The 22,175-nt window shown below is 71.4% G+C and carries 18 protein-coding genes; 5 read left to right on the top strand and 13 right to left on the bottom strand.

Annotated features, from left to right (window positions below):
* A partial coding sequence (locus V6V16_RS17635; RefSeq protein WP_334563390.1) for a cell division protein PerM occupies nucleotides 1–1,145 on the bottom strand: 1,145 nt, incomplete at its 3' end.
* A 216-nt stretch (nucleotides 1,146–1,361) separates the two neighbouring features.
* On the opposite strand from V6V16_RS17635, the gene V6V16_RS17630 reads away from it, so the two are divergent.
* Complete coding sequence (locus V6V16_RS17630; RefSeq protein ID WP_442934101.1) at nucleotides 1,362–1,568, top strand: hypothetical protein; 207 nt, start codon at nucleotides 1,362–1,364, stop codon at nucleotides 1,566–1,568.
* A gap of 71 nt (nucleotides 1,569–1,639) precedes the next feature.
* On the opposite strand, the gene sucD is transcribed toward V6V16_RS17630, so the two are convergent.
* From sucD to V6V16_RS17615, 3 genes are all read right to left on the bottom strand, one after another.
* The gene (sucD, locus tag V6V16_RS17625) at nucleotides 1,640–2,527 is read right to left on the bottom strand and encodes a succinate--CoA ligase subunit alpha (RefSeq protein ID WP_334563388.1); all 888 of its coding nucleotides are present in this window, start codon (nucleotides 2,525–2,527) and stop codon (nucleotides 1,640–1,642) included.
* A gap of 2 nt (nucleotides 2,528–2,529) precedes the next feature.
* Nucleotides 2,530–3,708, bottom strand: coding sequence for an ADP-forming succinate--CoA ligase subunit beta (gene sucC / locus V6V16_RS17620; RefSeq protein WP_334563387.1), 1,179 nt, complete (start codon nucleotides 3,706–3,708; stop codon nucleotides 2,530–2,532).
* A gap of 475 nt (nucleotides 3,709–4,183) precedes the next feature.
* Nucleotides 4,184–4,588, bottom strand: coding sequence for a cobalamin B12-binding domain-containing protein (locus V6V16_RS17615; protein WP_334563386.1), 405 nt, complete (start codon nucleotides 4,586–4,588; stop codon nucleotides 4,184–4,186).
* Between the two features lie 452 nt (nucleotides 4,589–5,040).
* Here V6V16_RS17615 and V6V16_RS17610 point away from each other — a divergent pair, with 452 nt between their 5' ends.
* Nucleotides 5,041–5,757: a M23 family metallopeptidase gene (locus V6V16_RS17610; RefSeq protein ID WP_334563384.1), complete on the top strand. Its 717-nt coding sequence runs from the start codon at nucleotides 5,041–5,043 to the stop codon at nucleotides 5,755–5,757.
* Between the two features lie 272 nt (nucleotides 5,758–6,029).
* A complete protein-coding gene (locus tag V6V16_RS17605) occupies nucleotides 6,030–6,806 on the top strand; it encodes a M23 family metallopeptidase (RefSeq protein ID WP_334563382.1) in 777 nt (258 codons plus the stop codon).
* 58 nt (nucleotides 6,807–6,864) lie between these two features.
* Here the strand turns inward: V6V16_RS17605 and pcrA are convergent, their stop codons facing one another.
* Entirely contained in the window at nucleotides 6,865–9,270 is a 2,406-nt protein-coding gene (pcrA, locus tag V6V16_RS17600) for a DNA helicase PcrA (protein ID WP_334563380.1), read from the bottom strand.
* A gap of 177 nt (nucleotides 9,271–9,447) precedes the next feature.
* Here pcrA and V6V16_RS17595 point away from each other — a divergent pair, with 177 nt between their 5' ends.
* Nucleotides 9,448–11,298: a bifunctional metallophosphatase/5'-nucleotidase gene (locus tag V6V16_RS17595; protein WP_334563378.1), complete on the top strand. Its 1,851-nt coding sequence runs from the start codon at nucleotides 9,448–9,450 to the stop codon at nucleotides 11,296–11,298.
* 272 nt (nucleotides 11,299–11,570) lie between these two features.
* Complete coding sequence (locus V6V16_RS17590; protein ID WP_334563376.1) at nucleotides 11,571–11,960, top strand: chorismate mutase; 390 nt, start codon at nucleotides 11,571–11,573, stop codon at nucleotides 11,958–11,960.
* Between the two features lie 179 nt (nucleotides 11,961–12,139).
* Here V6V16_RS17590 and V6V16_RS17585 read toward each other — a convergent pair whose 3' ends face one another.
* The 8 genes from V6V16_RS17585 to V6V16_RS17550 form a co-directional block, all read right to left on the bottom strand.
* Nucleotides 12,140–13,153: an ABC transporter ATP-binding protein gene (locus V6V16_RS17585; protein WP_334563374.1), complete on the bottom strand. Its 1,014-nt coding sequence runs from the start codon at nucleotides 13,151–13,153 to the stop codon at nucleotides 12,140–12,142.
* On the bottom strand, nucleotides 13,146–14,168 hold the full coding sequence (locus V6V16_RS17580; RefSeq protein WP_334563399.1) for an ABC transporter ATP-binding protein: 1,023 nt from the start codon (nucleotides 14,166–14,168) through the stop codon (nucleotides 13,146–13,148). Before V6V16_RS17580 ends, V6V16_RS17585 begins: the two co-directional genes overlap by 8 nt.
* Before the next feature lie 25 nt (nucleotides 14,169–14,193).
* Nucleotides 14,194–15,171, bottom strand: coding sequence for an ABC transporter permease (locus V6V16_RS17575; RefSeq protein WP_334563372.1), 978 nt, complete (start codon nucleotides 15,169–15,171; stop codon nucleotides 14,194–14,196).
* Between the two features lie 72 nt (nucleotides 15,172–15,243).
* Nucleotides 15,244–16,170: an ABC transporter permease gene (locus tag V6V16_RS17570; protein ID WP_334563371.1), complete on the bottom strand. Its 927-nt coding sequence runs from the start codon at nucleotides 16,168–16,170 to the stop codon at nucleotides 15,244–15,246.
* A 148-nt stretch (nucleotides 16,171–16,318) separates the two neighbouring features.
* Nucleotides 16,319–17,962, bottom strand: a complete 1,644-nt coding sequence (locus V6V16_RS17565; RefSeq protein ID WP_334563370.1) for a peptide ABC transporter substrate-binding protein — start codon at nucleotides 17,960–17,962, stop codon at nucleotides 16,319–16,321.
* 760 nt (nucleotides 17,963–18,722) lie between these two features.
* A complete protein-coding gene (locus tag V6V16_RS17560) occupies nucleotides 18,723–19,880 on the bottom strand; it encodes a thioester domain-containing protein (RefSeq protein ID WP_334563368.1) in 1,158 nt (385 codons plus the stop codon).
* Nucleotides 19,881–20,070: 190 nt separating this feature from the next.
* A complete protein-coding gene (locus tag V6V16_RS17555) occupies nucleotides 20,071–20,757 on the bottom strand; it encodes a response regulator transcription factor (RefSeq protein ID WP_334563366.1) in 687 nt (228 codons plus the stop codon).
* A complete protein-coding gene (locus V6V16_RS17550) occupies nucleotides 20,754–21,995 on the bottom strand; it encodes a PspC domain-containing protein (protein ID WP_334563397.1) in 1,242 nt (413 codons plus the stop codon). Before V6V16_RS17550 ends, V6V16_RS17555 begins: the two co-directional genes overlap by 4 nt.
* Nucleotides 21,996–22,175: the final 180 nt, after the last annotated feature.

The raw sequence follows: 22,175 nt of genomic DNA, 5'->3' as shown, positions 1-22,175 counted from the left end.
TCCGACTTCGCCGAGGCGGCCGCGGCGGCGCCCAGCACCAGCCCGGCCACCGGCCCGGCGAGGGCCGCCGCCCCGAGCAGGGCCCCCCAGCCCGGCCGCGCCCGGTCCTCTGCGGCGGCCCGCAGCAGCCGGCGGGCGAGCAGCCAGCCGGCTGCCATCCCGGCCAGCACCGGGATCGCGAGCAGCCCGACGCCGATCCCGTCGACCGGCCCGCGCGGCAGCCCGGCCAGCAGCGGTACGGCCGGCAGCGCCCCCACGGAGACCTCGCTGGTGCGCACCGCCGTGTCGGTGCCGACGGCGAAACCCGGACCGAGCAGGTAGCTGACCGCCCAGATCGTGGCGTTGGGCGCGTAGGCGAGGCTGACCAGGGTTATCCCGGCCTGGCCGGCGACCCCGGTGCGGTAGGCCCCGATCAGGTCGGCGGCGTCGCCGCCCCCGGTGGCCACGGCGAGGCCCGCCGCTCCGGCCCCCGCGCCGAACAGCAGCAGCCCGGCGACCAGCCCGGTGCGGATCCCGTCGCGCAGCGGCCCGGGCGCACGCGCGGCGAGCAGACCGGCCACCCGCGTGGTCCGGGCGGAACCGACCAGGGCGGCGAGCGTGCCGAGCACGACGAGGGTCGCCCCGGCGCGCAGCGGCGGCGTGCCCGTCAGCACCGCGGCGAGCACGCCGAGCAGCGCGTACGCGACGCCGACCGCGCCGGCGGCGAGGAGCGCCTGGCGCGGCGACCGCCCGCCCCGCGCGCCGATCGCCCGGCTGGTGTGCACCCCCGCCCGGGTCAGCCGCCAGACCACCAGCGCGGTGAGCGCCAGCGGAGCCAGCCCGAGAGGGCCGGCGGCGGTCTCCAGCGGGACCCCGTGCCCGAGCAGCCAACCGGCCAGCCCGGCACGGAGGGCGCCCGTCAGGGAGGCGGCGCCCTCGCTGAGCTGGAAGAGCCAGAGCACGATCACGACCGGCAGCCACGAGGTGAGCGCCGCCCATCCGGCGGCGACCCCGGCCGCGACGGCGAGCGGGGCGCGGCTGCGGCGCGGCTCGCCGTCGCGCGGCGCCGGTACCCGCCGGCCCCGCCCGGCGGGCGCGGCCGACCGGGCGTCGGGACGGACGTCGACGCCGGGACGGCTGGGCTGATCAGGGGTGACGGAGGACATCGCGTCTACTCTGGCATGCCGGGCCGGCGGCGGCAGTCCGATACCGCCCCGCGGCGGCGACGAGTTCCGTGATCCACCGCCCCGCGCCCCCGATCCGGTCTAGCCTCGGCGCAGGGACGCGACGCGAAGTCGCGGCACCGACGCCCCGGAGGGGAAGCCGTGAGCACTTCGTATCCGCCGCCTCCACCGCCGCCCGCGCCCGGGCGGGACCGCACGATGCTCTGGGGCGTGCTCGGCATCGTCCTCGGCGTGCTCTGCTGCGGCATCCTCGGGATCGTCTTCGGCTATCTGTCGCTCCGGGAGGCCAGGCGCTCCGGCCGGTCCCCCGTGCTCGGCTACCTGGCGATCGCGCTCGGCGTACTCAACATCATCGGCAGCGGCTTCCTCTGGGCCGGGGGCGACCACCCGCTCTACAACAACTGAGCACGACCCCCACGTACGACGAGGGGCCGACCGCGAACGGTCGGCCCCTCTGGTCGTACGTCGGTCCGGGCTCAGCCCGCGGACATGATCTCCCGCATGAGCTTGGCGGTCTCGGTCGGGGTCTTGCCGACCTTGACGCCGACGGCCTCCAGCGCGCTCTTCTTGGCGTCGGCCGTGCCGGCCGAGCCGGAGATGATCGCGCCGGCGTGACCCATCGTCTTGCCGGGCGGTGCGGTGAAGCCGGCGATGTAGCCGACCACCGGCTTGGTCACGTTCGCCTTGATGAACTCGGCGGCCCGCTCCTCGGCGTCGCCACCGATCTCACCGATCATGACGATCGCGTCGGTCTCCGGGTCGGCCTCGAACGCCGCGAGCGCGTCGATGTGGGTGGTGCCGATGATCGGGTCGCCGCCGATGCCGACGCAGGTGGAGAAGCCGATGTCACGCAGCTCGTACATCATCTGGTAGGTCAGCGTGCCGCTCTTGCTGACCAGGCCGATGCGGCCGGCGCCGGTGATGTCGGCCGGGATGATGCCGGCGTTGGAGGCGCCCGGCGAGGCGATGCCCGGGCAGTTCGGGCCGATGATCCGGGTCCGCTCGCCCTTGGCGACGTTGTACGCCCAGAACGCGGCGGTGTCGTGCACCGGCACGCCCTCGGTGATCACCACGGCGAGGGCGATCCCGGCGTCGATCGCCTCGACGACCGCGCCCTTGGTGAACTGCGGCGGTACGAAGATCACGGTCACGTCGGCACCGGTCTGCGCCATCGCGTCCGCGACGCCGGCGAAGACCGGCAGCTCGGTGCCGTCGAAGTCGACCGTCTGGCCCGCCTTGCGCGGATTGACGCCGCCGACGACGTTGGTGCCCGCGGCGAGCATCCGCCGGGTGTGCTTGGAACCCTCGGAACCGGTCATCCCCTGGACGATGACCTTCGAGTCCTTGGTCAGCCAGATAGCCATTGTCAGACCCCCGCAGCCGCCAGCTCGGCGGCCCGCTCGGCCGCGCCATCCATCGTGTCCACCCGCTGTACCAGCGGGTTGTTCGCGCCGTCCAGGATCGCCCGGCCGGCCTCGGCGTTGTTGCCGTCGAGGCGGACCACCAGCGGCTTGCTGACCTGCTCGCCGCGCTGTTCGAGCAGGGCCAGCGCCTGCACGATGCCGTTGGCGACCTCGTCGCAGGCGGTGATGCCGCCGAAGACGTTGACGAAGACGCTCTTCACCGACGGATCGGAGAGCACGATCTCCAGCCCGTTCGCCATCACCGCGGCGCTCGCGCCACCGCCGATGTCGAGGAAGTTGGCCGGCTTGACGCCGCCGTGCCGCTCGCCGGCGTACGCGACCACGTCGAGGGTCGACATGACCAGGCCGGCGCCGTTGCCGATGATGCCGACCTCACCGTCGAGCTTGACGTAGTTGAGGTCCTTCTCCTTGGCGGCCTGCTCCAGCGGGTCCACCGCGGCCTGGTCGACCAGCGCCTCGTGGTCCGGGTGCCGGAACGCGGCGTTCTCGTCGAGAGTGATCTTGGCATCGAGCAGCAGCAGCTTGCCGTCGCCGGTCTTGGCCAGCGGGTTCACCTCGACCAGGGTGGCGTCCTCGGCGACGAAGGCCTTCCACAGGCCCACCGCGGCCTCGACAACCTGGTCGGCCACGTCGGCCGGGAAGTTGGCGGCGGTGACGATCTCGCGCGCCTTCGCCTCGTCGACGCCGGTGTTGGCGTCGATCGGGGCCTTGACGACCTTCTCCGGGGTCTCGGCGGCCACCTGCTCGATGTCCATGCCGCCCGCGACGCTGGCGATGCAGAGGAAGGTGCGGTTCGCCCGGTCGAGCAGGTAGGAGAAGTAGTACTCCTCGGCCACGTCCGCGGTCACCGTGATCATGACCTTGTGGACGGTGTGGCCCTTGATGTCCATGCCGAGGATGTCGGTGGCGCGGGCCACCGTCTCCTCCGCGCCCTCGGCCAGCTTCACGCCGCCGGCCTTGCCTCGGCCACCGACCTTCACCTGTGCCTTGACGACCACCCGACCGCCGAGGCGTTCGGCGATCGCGCGGGCCTCCTCCGGGGTCGTGGCGACGCCGCCGGCGAGCACGGGCAAGCCGTGCCGCTCGAACAGGTCCCGCCCCTGGTACTCGTACAGGTCCACGTTTGCGCGTCCCGTCCCGTCTCCGCGGCGCGCCGTCGCGCCGCCACCAGCGTTATGGAAATCAGTTTGACGCCTGTCATCAGTTGAAACAGGCCATTGGGCGCAGCCTAGCGAGGTGGACACCGCCGGCAACCGAGCGGGTGCGCGGTGTGTGGCAATGCACAGTCGGCGCCGTCGGGTCGCGTTCTTCCTCGACCCCGCCGGACGTCAGCCGTCCGGGCGATGTTGCGCGGGGCGCGTAACCCCTCCGCGAGGGCGTCGTTGAGTCAGGTGTCGGAGCGCTGATACAGCGCGGCGACGGGAGACGGCCGATGCCCTGTCGGTCGAGGGGTGGCGGCGGGGCATCGTGCATAGAGGGGCCGGACGTGTGAGGGGTGCGTCCGGCCCCTCCCCCCTGTCCGGATTCGGCCGGGGCGCGGCTACCGGGGCGCTGACGGCACCGCGCGCACCCCGGCGGGGCGCCGGGCGGGCCGGATCAGGCGACCGGCTGTGCGACGTTCTGCCGCACCCACTCCACGATCGACTGGGTGGTCGCGCCCGGGGTGAAGATCTTGGCGACTCCGAGCCGCTGCAACTCCGGAAGGTCGGCGTCGGGGATGATGCCGCCACCGAACACGACGATGTCGCGGGCGTCACGCTCACCGAGCAGCTCCAGCACCCGCCGGAAGAGCGTCATGTGCGCCCCCGACAACACGGAGAGCCCGACCGCGTCGGCGTCCTCCTGGATTGCGGTCTCCACGATCTGCTCCGGGGTCTGGTGCAGGCCGGTGTAGATGACCTCCATACCGGCGTCGCGCAGGGCGCGCGCCACGACCTTTGCGCCACGGTCGTGGCCGTCCAGGCCCGGCTTGGCGACGACGACCCGAACACGAGAGCTCATCAGGCATCCCTTTCACCGGCTCCGCGGCTTCGCTGAACGACCGGCTCCGCGGCTACTGAACGAACGGTAACCCGCGCGACCCGGCCCGGGAAATCCGGGCGGCGAAGCTCACGGCGCGAGGCCCCACCGGGGCCCTCCAACGAGGCCGTACGGCGGATCGCGACGGACCGTGACGTCAAGCCGGACGAGTCCGCCGTTTCGGTCACGGTGCGCGACGAACGGGCAGTTAGGGGGGCACCGTTTGATGGTACGAGCCGTGACAATAACGCATGGAAAGGGACAGAACGCGCCAGCAATTCGGCGCTTCGGCTTGTGACGGGCGTGGGGAGTGGCTAACGTGTCCACGGTTGTCATCAGGTCCACGGACGGGTGACGACGCGGTCAGCCGACGTTCACCCGAGCTTCACGGGCGTCGGGGGGCCGCTTCGGATCCCCGACAACGGAGGGTGTGCGTGCGCCAGCGCCTGTCGTCTGAGCCCGATCGATATCGCGGTCGTCGCCGCGTACCCACCCCCCCGCGTAGCCGCTACGCCGCCGTCGTCACCACCGCGTTCGTGGGCGCCGGCATCGTCGCGATCGGCGCGGGAGCCCTGCCCGACGCCAAGAGCGTCAGCCCGTCGGTCCTCGACGAGCTCAAGGCCGCCTCGACCGTCAACCAGGACGCCGCGGCCCGCGCCGACTCTGCCGACCGCGCCTCCCGCGACAGCGACCGCGCCGGGGCCGAGAAGGCCGCCAAGAACGAGGTCTGGCTCCTCCCCCTCCAGGGCTACGAGTTCAACTCGCCCTACGGCATGCGCTGGGGCAAGCTGCACACCGGCGTCGACCTGGTCGCCGCCGAGGGCACGCCCTACGTCGCCATCCACGCCGGCACCGTCACCAAGGCCGGCTGGTTCGGCGGCTACGGCTACACGGTGATCGTCGAGCACGCCGACGGCAGCGAGGCGATCTACGGCCACTCCTCCGCGCTCAGCGTCAAGGAGGGGCAGCAGGTCAAGGCGGGCGACCAGCTCGGCCTCGTCGGCAACACGGGCCACTCCTACGGCTCCCACCTGCACCTGGAGGTGCATGTCAAGGGCGAGCCGCTCGACCCGGTGCCGTGGCTCCAGGAGCGCGGAGTGGACATCAAGCTGCAAACCGAGGCGTACTACAGCGACGTAGCCGATTCCTGACGCTACGCATCGCCCGTCGACCGCCCGGATCTGATGATCCGGGCGGTTTTTCGTCGCCTCGCGCCGGCCAAAGTAAGCCCGGTCACAGCCACGACTGTGACAGGCGCCACCCGCACTCATGATCACTTTTGCGATCGAAAGCGTCATCCGGCGACGCAACGGACGGCCGGGCTCCCCGCGGGTCCCCCGCCGCCACGTCCCGGTACCCGCCACGGCCCGCCCCGACACCAGTATTTCGAGGTCAAGTGCCCCTCGATCAGCGAAGGTCCGCCGTGCAGGAAGACATTCAGAACGAGAACACCCCCGACGCCCCCGCCCGGCACCGCAGGTTGACCGGCGGCCGCACCCGACTGGCCATCGCCGCCGCGGCCCTGGCCGGCCTCGGCCTCGGGGGCGTCGCGTTGGCGACCACCGGGAACGACGAGGCGCCCGTCCCGGCCGCCGCCCACGACGCGCGGGACCGCGCCGACGCCGCCGAACGCGCCGACCGGTCCGCCCGCGAGACGACCGCCCCGGCCACCCCCTCGGCCGCCCCGTCGACCGCCGCCCCGGCCAGCCCCACCCCCGGCCCGGTGAAGACCAGCCCGTCGGCGAGGCCCAGCCCGAAGGCGACCACCGCCAAGCCGAAGAAGACCAGCAAGCCCAAGCCGAGCTGGGTGATCCCGATGAAGGGCGCGGCGATCACCTCCTGCTACGGCCCGCGCTGGGGCACCCAGCACGCCGGCATCGACTTCGCGCTGCCGGCCGGTACGCCGGTCCGGGCCGCCTTCGGCGGCACGGTCACCAAGGCCGGCGACGTCGGCGACGGCTACGGCATCTCCGTCTTCGTCGACCACGGCAACGGCTACCTGACCCACTACGCCCACCTGAGCACCGCCAGGGTGAGCGTGGGTCAGCGGGTGGGTGCCGGGCAGACCATCGGCCTGGAGGGCTCCACCGGCGACTCCACCGGCCCGCACCTGCACTTCGAGGTGCACCAGGGCCAGATGTGGAACCAGATCGACCCCGCGCCGTTCCTGCGCGCCCGGGGCATCGACGTGGCCTGCTGATTCGCACCCACCGCCACGGCCCGCTCCGGCACGCCGCCGGAGCGGGCCGTGGCGCGGGTCAGAGCTTGTCGACCGGGGCGTGCCGGAGCACGAGCCACATCGTCTGGTCGCCGAAGTCGATCTGCGCGCGGGCCCCCGGGCCGTGCCCCTCCACGGCGAGCACCCGCCCCAGGCCGTAGCGCTGGTGGTTGACCCGGTCGCCGGCGGAGACCTTCGGCCCCTGCGGCAGCTCGCTCGCGGTGGTCAACCGGCTCGCGTCGACCCCCAGCCGCTTCGCCAGCTGCGCCGCCTTGGGCGTGCCACCGTTGAAGGCCCCGCGCCCGCCGGGCGCCCGGTCCGCGCGCCCGCCGACGCCGCCGCCACCGCCGGCCCACGAGGTGTACGAGCCCTCGGTGCGCTCCCAGCGGACCAGTTCCGGCGGCAGCTCCTCAAGGAAGCGCGACGGCGGGTTGTAGGACGGCTGCCCCCACGCGGAGCGGGTCACCGCCCGGGAGAGGTAGAGGCGCTGCCGGGCCCGGGTGATGCCGACGTATGCCAGCCGGCGCTCCTCCTCCAGCTCCCGGCTGTCGCCCAGCGAACGCAGGTGCGGAAAGACGCCGTCCTCCAGGCCGGTGAGGAAGACCACCGGGAACTCCAGGCCCTTCGCGGTGTGCAGCGTCATCAGCGTGACCACGCCCTGGTGGTCCGGGTCGTCCGTCGGCACCTGGTCGGCGTCGGCCACCAGCGCGACCTGCTCCAGGAAGCCGGCCAGGGTGGCCCGCTCCCCCTCCTCGCCGGTCGCCTCGATCCGCTCCGTGTACTCCCGGGCGACGCTGACCAGCTCCTGGAGGTTGTCGACCCGCCCGGCGTCCTGCGGGTCGAGGCTCTCCTCCAGCTCGGTGAGGTAGCCCGAGCGGGTCAGCAGCGCCTCCAGCACCTCCTCCGGGGTACCGGTCTCGGCCAGCTCGCGGGCGCCGTCGAGCAGGTCGACGAAGTCGGCGATGCCGTTGGCCGCCCGGGCAGAGATACCCGGGGCGTCCTTCGCCCGCCGCAGCGCCGCCCCGAAGGAGATCCGGTCCCGGCTGGAGAGCGCCTCCACGCACGCCTCGGCCCGGTCGCCGATGCCGCGACGGGGGGTGTTGAGGATCCGGCGCAGGCTGACCGTGTCGTCGTCGTTGACGACCGCGCGCAGGTAGGCCAGCGCGTCGCGGACCTCCTTGCGCTCGTAGAAGCGCACCCCGCCGACCACCTTGTAGGGCAGGCCGACGCGGATGAACACCTCCTCGAAGACCCGGGACTGGGCGTTGGTGCGGTAGAAGACGGCCACGTCGCCGGGGCGGGTCTCGTCGGCGTCGACCAGCCGGTCGATCTCGCGGGCGACCCAGTCGGCCTCGGCGTGCTCGGTGTCGGCCACGTAGCCGACGATCGGCTCGCCGGCCCCCGCCTCGCTCCACAACCGCTTCGGCTTGCGGGAGGTGTTGCGGTCGATCACCGCGTTGGCCGCGTTGAGGATCGTCTGCGTGGAGCGGTAGTTCTGCTCCAGCAGGATCGTGCGGGAGTCGCTGAAGTCGCGCTCGAACTCCAGGATGTTGCGGATCGTGGCGCCCCGGAACGCGTAGATCGACTGGTCGGCGTCGCCGACCACGCAGAGCTCCGCCGGCTCGATCCCCTCCGTGCCGGAGACCAGCTCCTTGATCAGCACGTACTGGGCGTGGTTGGTGTCCTGGTACTCGTCGACCAGCACGTGGCGGAACCGCCGGCGGTAGCTCTCGGCGACGTGCGGGTGGGACTGGAGCAGGTGCACCGTCGTCATGATCAGATCGTCGAAGTCCAGCGCGTGCGCCTCGCGCAGCCGCCGCTGGTAGAGCGTGTAGGCCTCCGCCAGCGCCCGCTCGTTGGGGCCCTGGGCGCGGCCCGCGAACCCCTCCGGGTCGACCAGCTCGTTCTTGAGGTTGGAGACCTGGGCGGCGAGTCCGCGCGCCGGGTAGCGCTTCGGGTCGAGGTCGAGCTCCCTGGCGACCATTTGCATCAGCCGGCGGGAGTCGTCCGCGTCGTAGATCGAGAAGGTGGACTTCAGCCCGGCGTGCTCGTGCTCGGCCCGCAGGATGCGTACGCACGCGGAGTGGAACGTCGACACCCACATCAGCCGGGCCCGCGGGCCGACCAGGTGGCCCACCCGCTCCTTCATCTCGCCGGCGGCCTTGTTGGTGAAGGTGATCGCGATGATCTCGCCCGGGTGCACGTCCCGGGCGGCCAGCAGGTAGGCGATCCGGTGGGTGAGGACCCGGGTCTTGCCCGAGCCCGCGCCGGCCACGATCAGCAGCGGCGAGCCGGCGTGGGTGACGGCGTCGCGCTGCGGCCCGTTGAGGCCCTCGACCAGGGCCTGCGGGTCGAGGTGGACGGCCGCGGGCCTCGGCCGGTGCGGCGGGTTCGCGGCAGGCACCGGCGCGGGCGGGGACGTGGGGATGTCGAAGAGAGGATGCATCGCAGGGCGAGTCTATGCCGCCCGGCGGACACTTCCCCGCCCCGACCGACCGGACCGGCCCACGTCGCCCGTCGAGACGAAGTTGTCACAGTGTCACGTCTGGTGCCGCCGTCCGGTTTCCAGAACGATGACGTTGAAATCCGGCTCCTCCCCCGTACACGACTTGGGAGAACGACCATGATCCAGCCGCGTTCGCGCGGTCGGGCGGTGCTGCGTCACCTCGCCGCTCCCACCCTCGCGCTGGCCGTAGTCGCCACGCTGTCCACCGCTTCCCGGCCCGCGTCGGCCCCCGCCGACGACCGGGCGGCCGGCCTCACCCCCGTCTCGGTCTCCTACGCCGCCCCCACCGGCGGCGAGGTCAAGGGCAACTTCCTGAGCTACAACGACTTCCACGGCGCCATCGACCCGCCCGGCGGCAGCGGCGCGGCCGTCAACGGCACTCCCGCCGGCGGGGTGGAGTACCTCGCCACCTGGCTGAAGAAGCTGCGCGCCGAGGCCGCGGCCGAGGGCCGGGCCACCACCACCGTCGGCGCCGGCGACCTGATCGGCGCCACCCCGCTGGTCAGCGCCGCCTTCCACGACGAGCCGACGATCGAGTTGATGGACGAGATCGGCCTGGAGGTCAGCTCCGTCGGCAACCACGAGTTCGACGAGGGCGTCGACGAACTGATCCGGATCAACAAGGGCGGCTGCCACCCGGTCGACGGCTGCCAGGACGGGGACGGCTTCGCCGGCGCGAAGTTCACCTACCTCGCCGCCAACACGGTCAGCAAGAAGACCGGCCTGCCGATCCTGCCGCCGATCGACGTGAAGTTCGTCGGCGGGGTGCCGGTCGGCTTCGTCGGCGTGACCCTGGAGGGCACGCCGGGCATCGTCAACCCGGCCGGCATCTCCTCGGTCCGGTTCACCGACGAGGTGGCGACCGCCAACAAGTGGGGCGGCCTGCTCAAGCTCTTCGGCGTCAAGGCGATGGTGCTGCTGGTGCACGAGGGCGGCGCCCAGTCCCCGCCGCCGGCCGCCCCGGGCGTCTCCGACTGCGCCAACTTCTCCGGCCCGGTCGTGGACATCGTCCGGGGCCTGCGGCCCGAGTTCGGCCTGGTCGTCTCGGGCCACACGCACCGCTTCTACTCCTGCTCGCTGCCGAACTCCTCGGGCGCCCGCAGCGTGGTCACCAGCGCCGGCAACAACGGCCAGCTGATCACCGACGTGGACTACTCGCTCGACCGACGTAGCGGGCGCTTCACCGGCATCACCGCCCGCAACGTCGTCGTCGAGAACGGCGTACGCAACCCCGACGGCAGCTGGCAGCAGAGCGCGCCGGGCACGTACGTGCGCAACCCCGACCTGGTCGACCCGGGCGCGAAGGCGCTGGCCGACAAGTACCGGGCGGCCGTCGCGCCCATCGCCAACCGGGTGGTGGGCCGGATCTCGGCCGACATCGTGCGCGACGCCCGGCCGAACGGGGAGAGCCCGCTCGGTGACGTGATCGCCGACGCGCAGCTCGCGTACACCCGGTCCAGCGGGGCGCAGATCGCGTTGATGAACCCGGGCGGCATCCGGGCGTCGCTGCCGTACGCGGCCTCGGCCGGGGGCGAGGCACCGGGCGAGATCACCTACGGAGAGGCGTTCACCGTCCAGCCGTTCAACAACCTGGTGGTCACCCAGACCCTCACCGGCGCCCAGCTGCGCAACGTGCTGGAGCAGCAGTTCGTCGGCTTCAACGGGCAGACCACCCAGCGCATCCTCCAGGTCTCGGCCGGGCTGACCTACTCGTACGACACCACCGCCCCGGCGGGCTCCCGGGTCAGCGCCCTGGCCCTGGACGGCGTGCCGGTCGACCCGGCGGCCAGCTACCGGGTCACCACGAACGACTTCCTGGCCAACGGCGGGGACGGCTTCACGGAGTTGCAGGCCGGCACGGCGCGGGCCACCGCCCCGGGCTTCGACGTCGACGCGCTGATCGCTCACCTGGGCGCCGGCGGACCGGTCGCTCCCGGACCCGCCGACCGCATCACCCGGCTCGGCTGAGGCGCGCGCGGTCCCGGCGTCGGCGGCGGCGCCGGGACCGCACGTACGGAGGCGTGTTCCGCCGAATCCTTGCGCGGGTCGGCCGGGGATCGGCATACTCGACGACATGTTCGGTCAGCGCATCCGCTTCTTTTACTACGGCACCGGGAGTCCGGCAGCCGTGGGTCGCGCCTGATCAACCAGACCTACGAGAAAGCCCCGGGCTCCTGGAGCCCGGGGCTTTCTCCGTCCCGGGATCCGGGCACCGGGCACCGGACGGCGAGGGGTACCCGATGATGTCAGACGTGGTGGAGTCGAGCGGCAGCGTGACGCGTCCCGAGGCGGGCCGGCCGGGCCCCGGTGCCGCCGCGCCCCCGGGCGGCGCGCCCGGGGGCGACGACCCGAGGCCCGAGGCGCGCACCGGCACCCCGGAACCGGCCGCCGCCGCCCGGATCGTCGAGATCCGGGAGCGGATCGACGAGATCGACCGGGCGCTGGTCGAGCTCTGGCAGGAGCGGGCGCGGCTCTCCCAGGAGGTCGGGGTCACCCGGATGGCCTCCGGCGGCACCCGGCTGGTGCTGTCCCGGGAGCGGGAGATCCTGGAGCGCTTCCGCAGCGCCCTCGGCGCCGACGGCACGCAACTCGCGCTGCTGCTGCTCCGCGCCGGCCGCGGCCCCCTGTGAGGCGTACCCACCGCGTTCAGCGCCTTCGCCACCCGGGCTTCGGCAGCGGCGGGCGGACCGTCGCGTCCCCGGCCGCCGCCGGGGCGCGACGCCGCCGCCTGCGGGCGGTGGCGGACCGTCCGGAACGACGGAACCGCCCGCCGTCGTCGCGATGACGTCGGCGGGCGGTTCCGTGGGGATCACGCCTCGTGCGTGTGCACGATCTCGCGCTTCTCGGCGAAGTGGCAGGCGCTCGGGTGGTCCGAGCCGGGGCGGATCTCCAGCAGCGGGACCTGCTCGGCGCAGACGTCCTGCGCCTTCCAGCACCGGGTCCGGAACCGGCAGCCCGACGGCGGGCTGACCGGCGACGGCACGTCACCGGTGAGGCGGATGATCGCCTTGTTCTCCCGCACGGTCGGGTCCGGCACCGGCACGGCCGAGAGCAGGGCCTGGGTGTACGGGTGGGTCGGGCGCTCGTAGATCTCGTCCTCGGTGCCGATCTCCACGATCTTGCCGAGGTACATCACCGCGACCCGGTCCGAGATGTGCCGGACCACCGACAGGTCGTGCGCGATGAAGACGTACGACAGGCCGAGCTCGTCCTGGAGCTTCTCCAGCAGGTTGATGACCTGGGCCTGGATCGACACGTCCAGGGCGGAGACGGGCTCGTCGCAGACGATGATCTCGGGCCGCAGGGCGAGCGCCCGGGCGATGCCGATGCGCTGCCGCTGGCCACCGGAGAACTGGTGCGGGTAGCGGTGGATGTGCTCCGGGTTCAGGCCCACCAGGTCGAGCAGTTCCTTGACCTTGTCCCGGCGGCTGCCCTTCGGCGCCACCTCCGGGTGGATCTCGAACGGCTCGCCGATCAGGTCGCCGACCGTCATCCGCGGGTTCAGCGAGGTGTACGGGTCCTGCATCACCAGCTGGATCTGCCGGCGCAGCCGACGCAGCGCCGGACCGGAGAGCTTGGAGATGTCCTGGCCCTTGTAGTGGACGCTGCCGCCGGTCGGCTTCTCCAGGTTCATCAGCACCCGGGCCAGCGTCGACTTGCCGCAGCCCGACTCGCCGACCACGCCGAGGGTCTCGCCGGCCTTGAGCTCGAAGGAGACCCCGTCGACCGCCTTGACGTGGCCGATGGTCTTCTTGAACACCACGCCCCGGGTCACGGGATAGTACTTGACCAGGTCACGGACCTCGAGGATGTTCTCAGTCACGGTTCACCAGCTCCTCGGCGAAGTGGCAGGCGCTGGCCCGGCCGGCGCCCACCTGCAGCAGCGGCGGGACCTTCTCCCGGCAGACCGGCTGCGCCATGGGGCAGCGCGGGTTGAACGGGCAGCCCGGCGGGATGTTCATGAGGTTCGGCGGGAGGCCCTTGATCGTCCGGAGCTCCTGCCCCTTCTCGTCCAGCCGCGGGATCGAGTTGATCAGACCGATCGTGTACGGGTGCGCCGGCTTGGCGTACAGGTCGTAGACGTTGGCTTCCTCCACGATCCGGCCCGCGTACATGACCGCGATCCGGTCCGCGACGTCGGCGACCACGCCGAGGTCGTGGGTGATCAGGATCAGGCCCATCCGCCGCTCGCGCTGGAGTTCGGCGAGCAGGTCCATGATCTGCGCCTGCACCGTCACGTCGAGCGCCGTGGTGGGCTCGTCCGCGATCAGCACCTCCGGGTCCAGGGCGAGCGACATCGCGATCATCGCGCGCTGCCGCATGCCGCCCGAGAACTGGTGCGGGTAGCTGCTGAACCGGCCCTTGGCGTTCGGGATCTTGACCTGGTCGAGCATCTCGATCGCGCGCTTCTTCGCGTCGGAGCGGCTCATCCCGCGCCGCACCCGGAACTGCTCGGCGATCTGGAACCCGACGGTGAAGACCGGATTGAGCGCCGAGAGCGCGTCCTGGAAGATCATCGCGATGCCCTCGCCGCGGATGCGGCGCCGCTCCTCGAAGGACATGCCGAGCATGTCCTTGCCGTGGAAGCGGACCTGACCGCCGGTGACGAAGCCGGGCGGCGTGTCGAGGATGCCCATGACGGTCTGCGCGGTGACGCTCTTGCCGGAGCCGGACTCGCCGAGCACGGCGAGGGTCTCCCCCGCGTCGACGTGGTACGTGACCCCGTTGATGACCTTGGCGACGCCGTCCCGGGTGCGGAACTCCACCCGGAGGTCTTCGACCTCGAGCAACCTGCCCGAGGGGCGGCCGGACGCGCCGGCTGCGGACTGCTCGGACACCAGAATGTCGGACACTGAATCTCCCCTAGCGGAGTTTCGGATCGAGGGCCTCGCGGACCGCCTCGCCGAGCATCACGAAGCTCAGCACTGCGGTGACGAGGAACCCGGCGGGGAAGAAGAGCAGGTAGGGCGCAACGCGGATGAGGGACTGCGCCTCATTGATCATGATGCCCCAGGAGACCACCGGGCTCTTCAGGCCGACGCCCAGGAAGGAGAGCGTCGCCTCGGCGCCGATGTAGGAGCCGACCAGGATCGTCCCGTAGACCAGCAGCGGGGCGAGGCAGTTCGGCAACAGGTGCTTGAGGATGATCCGGCCCGTCCCGGCGCCCAGGGCGCGGGCGGCGACGATGTAGTCCGCCTCCTTGGTGGCCAGCACCGAGGAGCGCATCAGCCGCATCACGACCGGCCAGCCCAACACGATCAGGGAGATGCTGACCAGGCCCATGATCTCGGCCTTGCTGTTGCTCGTTCCCGACCCGTTGAAGGTGGTCAGGATCACGATGGCGCCCAACACGAACGGCAGCCCGAAGAAGATGTCGGCGATCCGCGAGAGCAGCGCGTCCACCCAGCCGCCCCGGTAGCCCGCGACGATGCCCATCGCGCCGCCGAAGAGCAGCACGCCGAGCACCGAGAGCAGGGAGACCACGATGGACGCGCGGGTGCCGTGGATCACCCGGGCGAAGACGTCCCGACCCTGGAAGTCGTAGCCGAACCAGGCCTCCGAGGACGGCCCGACGAGGCTGTTCTGCAGGTTGCCGTTCTCCGGGTCGCCGGAGGTGAACAGCGAGGGAAACGCCGTCATCAGCAGGAAGAGGACGATGAACGCCGCGGAGATCCAGAACAGCGGCTTGCGGCGCAGGTCACGCCAGGCGTCGCCGAGCAGGCCGCGCGGCTTCTCCTTGCGGGCGTTCTCCGGCAGGCCCGCGTTGGTCGGCGCGCCGATCTCGTTGGGCGCCTCCGCCGGCGGGGTGCTGACGATCGAGGCGGCACTCGGGTCACTCATGCCCGTACCTCACTCCGCTCGGCGTGGGCGGGGGTGCCCACGCACGCTGCAATCATGATTCGTTCGCTGCGCTCACTCATAGCGGATCCTCGGGTCCAGGGCGGCGTAGAGCAGGTCGACCACCAGGTTCATCAGCAGGTAGACGAGCACCAGGACCACCACGATGGAGACAACCGTAGCGCTCTCCTTGGTGATGATCGCGCGGTAGACCTGCTGGCCGATCCCGTTGACCTGGAAGATGCCCTCGGTGACGATCGCGCCGCCCATCAGGGCACCGAGGTCGGTGCCGAGCAGCGTCACGACCGGGATGAGCGAGTTGCGCAGCAGGTGGATGCCGACCACCCGGCGCATCGGCAGGCCCTTGGCGATCGCGGTGCGCACGTAGTCGGCGCGCCGGTTCTCCGCGATGCTCGTGCGGGCCAACCGGGCGATGTACGCCATCGAGGCGCTGCCGAGCACGAAGCCGGGCACGATCAGCTCGGAGAGCCGCATCTCGCTGGAGACCGTCGGCTTGACGATGCCCCACTGCACGCCGAGCAGCCACTGCGCCACGAAGCCGATGACGAAGATCGGCAGCGCGATCAGGAAGAGGCTGGAGACGAGGACCAGGTTGTCCAGGAAGCCGTTGCGGCGCAGACCGGTGAGCACGCCCGCGGTCAGGCCGATGACCGCCTCGACGGCCAGCGCCACCAGGGCCAGCTTCAGGGTGTTCGGGTACGACGTGGCGATGATGTCGCCGATCTCCCGGCCGCCGAACGTCTGCCCGAAGTCGCCCTGGAAGAGGTTCTTCATGTAGTTGCCGTACTGCACCACGAGCGGCTCGTCGAGCTTGAACTTCTCGGTCATCTTGTTGACGAAGCTGTCGGGGCAGGGACGCTCGCCACACTTGCCCGCGAAGGGATCGCCGGGCACCGACCACACGAGCCAATAGATCAGGAACGTCGTCCCGATGAAGACCGGGATGAGTTGGAGCAGCCGTCTCAACAGATAACGGCCCATGGGGTGGTCCTCCAGACAGGGGGCGCGCGTCGGACGGCCGACACGGGGATGACAGACGTGGCGAGGGAGTGGGGTGACGCCCCCTCACGGAACGGCCCGGGTCGGGCTCACCGGTAGGTGAGCCCGACCCGGGGTCAGACCGTTCGGATCAGAGCTCGACCGAGGTGAGGTCGAGTTCACCGACGTTGGTCAGCTCGATCTTCTTGATCTTGTCCGAGTGGCCGGACTGCTGACCACCGAAGTAGACCGGGACCGAGGGGACTTCCTGGTCGATGATGGCGACGGCCTCGGCGAACTTGGCGTGCGCGGCCTCCACGCTCGGAGAGGCGCTGGCCTCCTTGGCCAGGGCGTCGACCTGCGGGTTGCTGTACTTGCCGTCGTTCGAGGAACCGCCGGTCACGTAGAGCGGGTTGATCCAGTTCTCGACGTCCGGGTAGTCCTGCTGCCAGCCGGCGCGGTACATGCCGTTCATCTTGCCGGCGTTGATGTTCTGGCGGAACACCGCGAAGGTCGGCACGCCCTCGGCGCGGGCGTTGATGCCGAGGTTCGTCTTGACCTGCTGCGCGACGGCCTCCATCCACTCCTTGTGGCTGGCGTCGGCGTTGTAGTACATGACCAGCTCGCCGGTGAAGCCGCCGGCCTCGGCGAGGAGCTTCTTGGCCTCGTCGACGTTGAACTGGCAGGCGGTGCAGTTGCCGGCCTTGGCGCCCGGGGTCAGCGGGTTGGCCCAGCTGTCGGCCGGCTTGCGCGAACCGAAGAAGATCTTGTCGCTGATCTCCTGGCGGTTGATCGACAGCGAGACGGCGCGACGCAGCTTCGGGTTCTGGAAGCGCTTGTCGTAGATCGGGAAGGCGATGATGCCGGTCGACGGGGTGGTGGAGGAGATGGCCCGGTCGCCCAGGTCGTTCTTCCACTTGTCACCCGCGATGGCGGAGACCGGAACCTGCTGCTGGAAGTCCAGGTTGCCGGCGAGCAGGTCGTTGTACGCCGCCGTGTCGTCCTGGTAGATCTTGATGTTTACGTCCTTGATCTTCATCTTGTCGTTCAAGGAGTAGTCATCGAAGCGCGTCAGCTTGATCTGGACGTCGTCTTCCCACGACACGAACTTGACCGGGCCGTTGCCGATCGGCTTCTTGCCGAAGGCCTCGGCGCCCTGGGTGAAGAACGCGTCCGGCAGCGGCATGAAGGTGCTGTAGCCGAGCTTGGTCGGGAACACGGCGGTCGGCGCGGCGAGGGTCACCTCGAAGGTGAAGTCGTCGACGACCTTCAGGCCGGACATCTCCTTGGCCGCGGGCTCGGGGGCCTTCTTCGGGCCCTCGGCACCGTCCGGGTCCTCGGTGTGGACCTGGTCGAAGCCCTGGATGTCGGCGAAGAAGCTGCCGTTCTGCGCGCCGTTCGGCGAGTAGGCGCCCCAGTTCCAGGCGTCCACGAAGTTCTTGGCCTTGACGACGGTGCCGTCGTGGAACTTCGTGTCCTTCTTGATCTTGATCGTGTAGACCTTGGAGTCGGTCGTCTCGATCGACTCGGCGACCGCGTTGCGCGGGGCGCTGCCGTCGTTCGGGTACTCGACCAGGCCGGTCCAGATCCAGTCAATGATCGCGCCACCACCGGTCTCGGTGGTGTTCGACGGGACCAGGCCGACCTCCGGCTGAGTGCCGTCGATGGTGATCGCGCCGTCGGCGCTCGCGCCGGCGTCCCCGCCGTCGCTGTCGCTGCTCGAGCAACCGGACGCGACGAGCGCGAATGCCGCGCCCAGCGCGACCGCGCTGCTTGCCCGCTTCGAGACTCTCATTCCGAGGGGCCTCCTCTTTCTGAACCTGGATCCGTCGTGGGTTTCACGCACGTAAGGGGGTGACACGTCCGGCAGCCCCGCGCCGCGGGGAGCCGGTTTCACCGCAGTGAATTCGGGACAAGATGTTGTACGAATCCGCCGGGCCGCCCCGCCCGTCGCGCTTCGGCACCGCACACACGAGACCACCACGGAGCACCGTCATCGAGCGGGTCCGTGGTCGTCAGGCCGTACGAAGTGCCTCACATGAGGGGTGAGGTGCTGCCACTGTGACACCCACCGGCCCGTTCCGTGAAGGTGCCGTTATCAAGCCGTTAGTTGGTCGCCACGTTGCCGATACTTGAAAAAAGATCATGATCTACGCGAGTCGTACCGCTCTGAGCAGGAAAGACATGGTTCGGAGGGGTCCCGCGCCCCCGGCTCGACCGGCGACTGTGAGCTTCCCCGCCGCCTCCGGCGGCGGCCGTCGACGTCGTCCGCGCGGTGGCCGTTTTTGCCCATCCGGACGATGTCGGCTTCGGCTGTGCGGGCACCGTCACCGCCTGGGCGGACGAGGGCGCCGACGTCGCGTACCTGCTCCGGCTCAGGCGGTCACGGGGATTCGCCGCCGCCGGGACACCCGGGCCCGCGCCGGGCCGGCACGGCTGCCGCCGGACGGCCGTGCCGCGCGCCGATCTCCCGCCGGCCGAACCGGGCACCGAACGGCCCCGGCCCCGGCACCGCGCGGGGCGGTACCGGGGCCGGGGCCGTGAACGGGCGTCGATCAGGCGGTGAAGCGCAGCTTGCGCCGGCGGAACATCAGCACGGCGACCGCACCGGCGGCCAGCAGGGCCACGCCGGCGGCGATCGCGGCGGCGATCGGGGAGCCGGTCAGCGGCAGGTCGCCGCCGTTTCCGGCGGGCGAGGTCGACGGGGCCGGGCTGTCGACCGGAGCGGTCGGCGACGGCGACTCCGCGGGGGCGCTCGGCGTGGGCGACTGCGCCGGGGCGCTCGGCGACGGGGACTCGGCCGGCGTCGTGAACGCGGCCTCGGCCGCGGCGGTCACGGTCGCGCCGGTGCTGCCGCCGAGGATCAGCTTCTGCGCGGCGCGCTCGCCGGTGAACAGGAACACCCGGCCGAAGGAGACGGAGTCCTGGGCGGAAACGGTCACCTTCACCTCGCCGGCGCCGTCCGCGGTGAGCCAGAACTGGCCGCCGTTGGTGGTCGTGGTGACCGGCTTGCCCTCGGCGTCGACCGCCGCGCCGCCGCTGACCGCGACGGTGATCTCACCGGCCGGGCCCTTGACGGTGAACGGGCCGGCCTTCTCGCCGACGGTGGCCTTGGCGCTCGCCGGGTCGACGCTCAGCTCGGCCTTCGGCTCGGGCTGGTCGGTGGCGTTGGCGATCAGGTAGTCGTGGACCTTCTTGACCACGTCGTACTGCTTCTTGCCGAGCAGGCCCTTGTCCTTGACCCAGTCACCCAGCGTGATCCCGTCGCTGAAGTGCCAGACGGCGGTCTGGGTGCCGAAGTAGAGCAGGTTCTTGCTGTCGGCCTGCTCCGGCACGGTGGCCCCGGCCGCGGCCAGCAGCTTGGCGGAGTCGGCGTTCGGGTAGCCGTGGGTGAGCACCCACTGCACCTTGCCCAGGTTCTTCACCTGGGACTCGTTCCAGGTGCCCTCCTTGTACTTGCCGTCGATCGCCACGTTGGTGTGGTAGTCGATGCAGAAGGCCGGCACGAGCTTGTCGTCGATCTTGAGCGCCAGCGCCCCGGTGCTCTTCGGCTTGCCGTCGAGCAGCAGCGTGACGTTGCTGCCCTTCACCGACTTGGCCACACCGGTCGCCGGCTCGGCGGCGGCAGGCGCGGCGGAGCCGAGCGCCAGCGCGCCACCCGCGACGGTCGCGAGCGCGATCCGCGCCCAGCGCCGTCCTCGTTGTCCGAACATCAGTTTGGTGCACCTCTCCCCAGGGGTGACCCGCACAGGGCGGGTTGCGTCGAGCCGCCGTTCCCGCGGGATGCGCACCACCCGCACGCGAGAACGCGACGGGGCATTATGGGGCGATCGTTGATCGTTTGTCAGCCCCGGTGGGCCGCCTTCGTCTCTTACGCCCGAAAAGATGGCGATAAAAAGTGGCTCACACCAGCCGGCGATCGGCCGCCCAGCGGGACAACTCATACCTGTTGGACATCTGGAGCTTGCGCAGCACGTTCGACACGTGCGTCTCCACGGTCTTGATGGAGATGTAGAGCTCCTTGGCGATCTCCTTGTAGGCGTACCCCCGCGCGAGCAGCCGCAGCACCTCACGCTCGCGGTTGGTGAGCTGGTCCAGCTCCGGGTCGGCCACCGGGGCGTCGGGGCGGGCCGCGAACGCGTCCAGCACGAACCCCGCCAGCCGGGGGCTGAACACCGCGTCGCCGTCGGCCACCCGGCGGACCGCGGCGGCCAGCTCGTCCGGGGAGATGGTCTTCGTGACGTAGCCCCGCGCGCCGGCCCGGATCAGCCCGATCACGTCCTCCGCCGCGTCCGAGACGCTCAGCGCCAGGAACTTGACCTGCGGATGGGTACGCCGCATCGCCTCCAGCACGGCCCGGCCGCCGCCGTCGGGCATGTGCACGTCGAGCAGCACCACGTCGGGCAGCGTGGCGGCGATCCGGGTGACCGCCTCGCCGACGGTGCTCGCCTCGCCCACCACCTCGACGTGCGCGCCCAGCTCGGCGCGGACGCCGGCACGGAACATGGCGTGGTCGTCGACGAGGAAGACCCGCAGGCGCTCGGCGCGGGCAGCCGCCCCCTCGACCGGTTCCATCGACTGCTCGGTCATGACTTGTCCCTCTCCGCCGTTGCCGGGTCCCGGGAGATCGGCAGGATCAACCGGACCTCGGTCCCCTCACCCGGACCGGAGCGGATCTCCGCCCGGCCGCCGTGCCGCCTCATCCGCCCGATGATCGAGCCTCGGACGCCGTGCCGGTGGTCCTCCACCGTATCCGGGTCGAAGCCCTTCCCCCGGTCCCGGACGAAGACGCTGACCTGATCCGGCTCGACCTCGGCGTAGAGCGAGACCGTCTGCACCCCGGCGTGCCGGGCGGCGTTCACCAGCGCCTCGCGGGCGGCGGCCACCAGCGCGCCGACCCGCTCGTCGGTCTCCCGGTCGCCGACCACCACGGCCTCGACCGTGAGCGCGAAGGTGTCCTCGACCTCGGCGGCGGCCTGCTCCAGGGCGGCGGCGAACCGCTCGGTGGGCGAGCCGGCCGGCTTGTAGAGCCAGTTGCGCAGCGAGCGTTCCTGCCCGCGGGCGAGCCGCTGGACGGTCTTGACGTCGCTCGCGTTGCGCTGGATCAGGGCGAGGGTGTGCAGCACCTGGTCGTGCACCATGGCGGCCAACTCGGCCCGCTCCTGCTCGCGGATGCGCCCCTCGCGCTCCGACCGGAGCTGGTTGTACGTCCGCCACAGCACCGGCGCGGCCACCACGCCCACCCCGGCCAGCCCGACCAGGGCGAAGATCACGCCGTTGAGGACGGCGTCGAAGTTCTGCGCCGGCGAGTAGACCGCGGCGACCCCGATGATGCCGACCGCGACCAGCACCCCGCCGCCGATGAACCGGAGCACGAAGGCCCGCCGGTCGCTCTCCTCCACCACCGCACCGAGCCACGGCACCGGCATGGAGCCGCCCCACTGGAGCCGCCGCTCGGGGGCCGACTGGTGCCAGATCACGCCGGCGCCGACCGCGATGATCGCGACCAGCCAACCGGCGGTGCCGGCCGCGCCGACCGAGTCGAAGACCATCACCTGGACCAGCAGCACACCGAGGCCGATCGCCACGAACGGCAGCAGCTGGGCGACGTCCCGGCGGGGCGCGACGGCGGTGTCGCCCGGACGCAGCGGCACGACGGCCCAGAAGGCCGCGTAGAGCAGCAGGCCGAGCCCGCTCAGCCCGAGCAGCACCATGAAGGCGACCCGCACCCGCAGCACGGAGATGCCGAGGTGGTCGGCGATACCGGCGGCCACCCCGGCGGCCATCCGGTGCTCGGGGGCACGGTAGAGGCGGGGTGGCTGGATCACGGCGCTGATCGGATACCCCCTGGTCACGACGGGCACGAGAACGAGCGACGGTTCGCTTCCGGCGCCGGGTCGATCGTCACACGATCCGGCGCCGCCCGACCACGGGGACGCCCCCGACATTCGCCCCGCCGGGATCTCAGGGTGGGGTCAGGGTCGGGACCGGAGGTCGTCCGGCCGCCC

The sequence above is a fragment of the Micromonospora sp. CPCC 205561 genome (assembly GCF_036906775.1).
Taxonomy (GTDB): domain Bacteria; phylum Actinomycetota; class Actinomycetes; order Mycobacteriales; family Micromonosporaceae; genus Micromonospora.
Note: the sequence above shows the minus strand (reverse complement) of the source record. Positions and strands in the feature narration are given on the sequence as shown.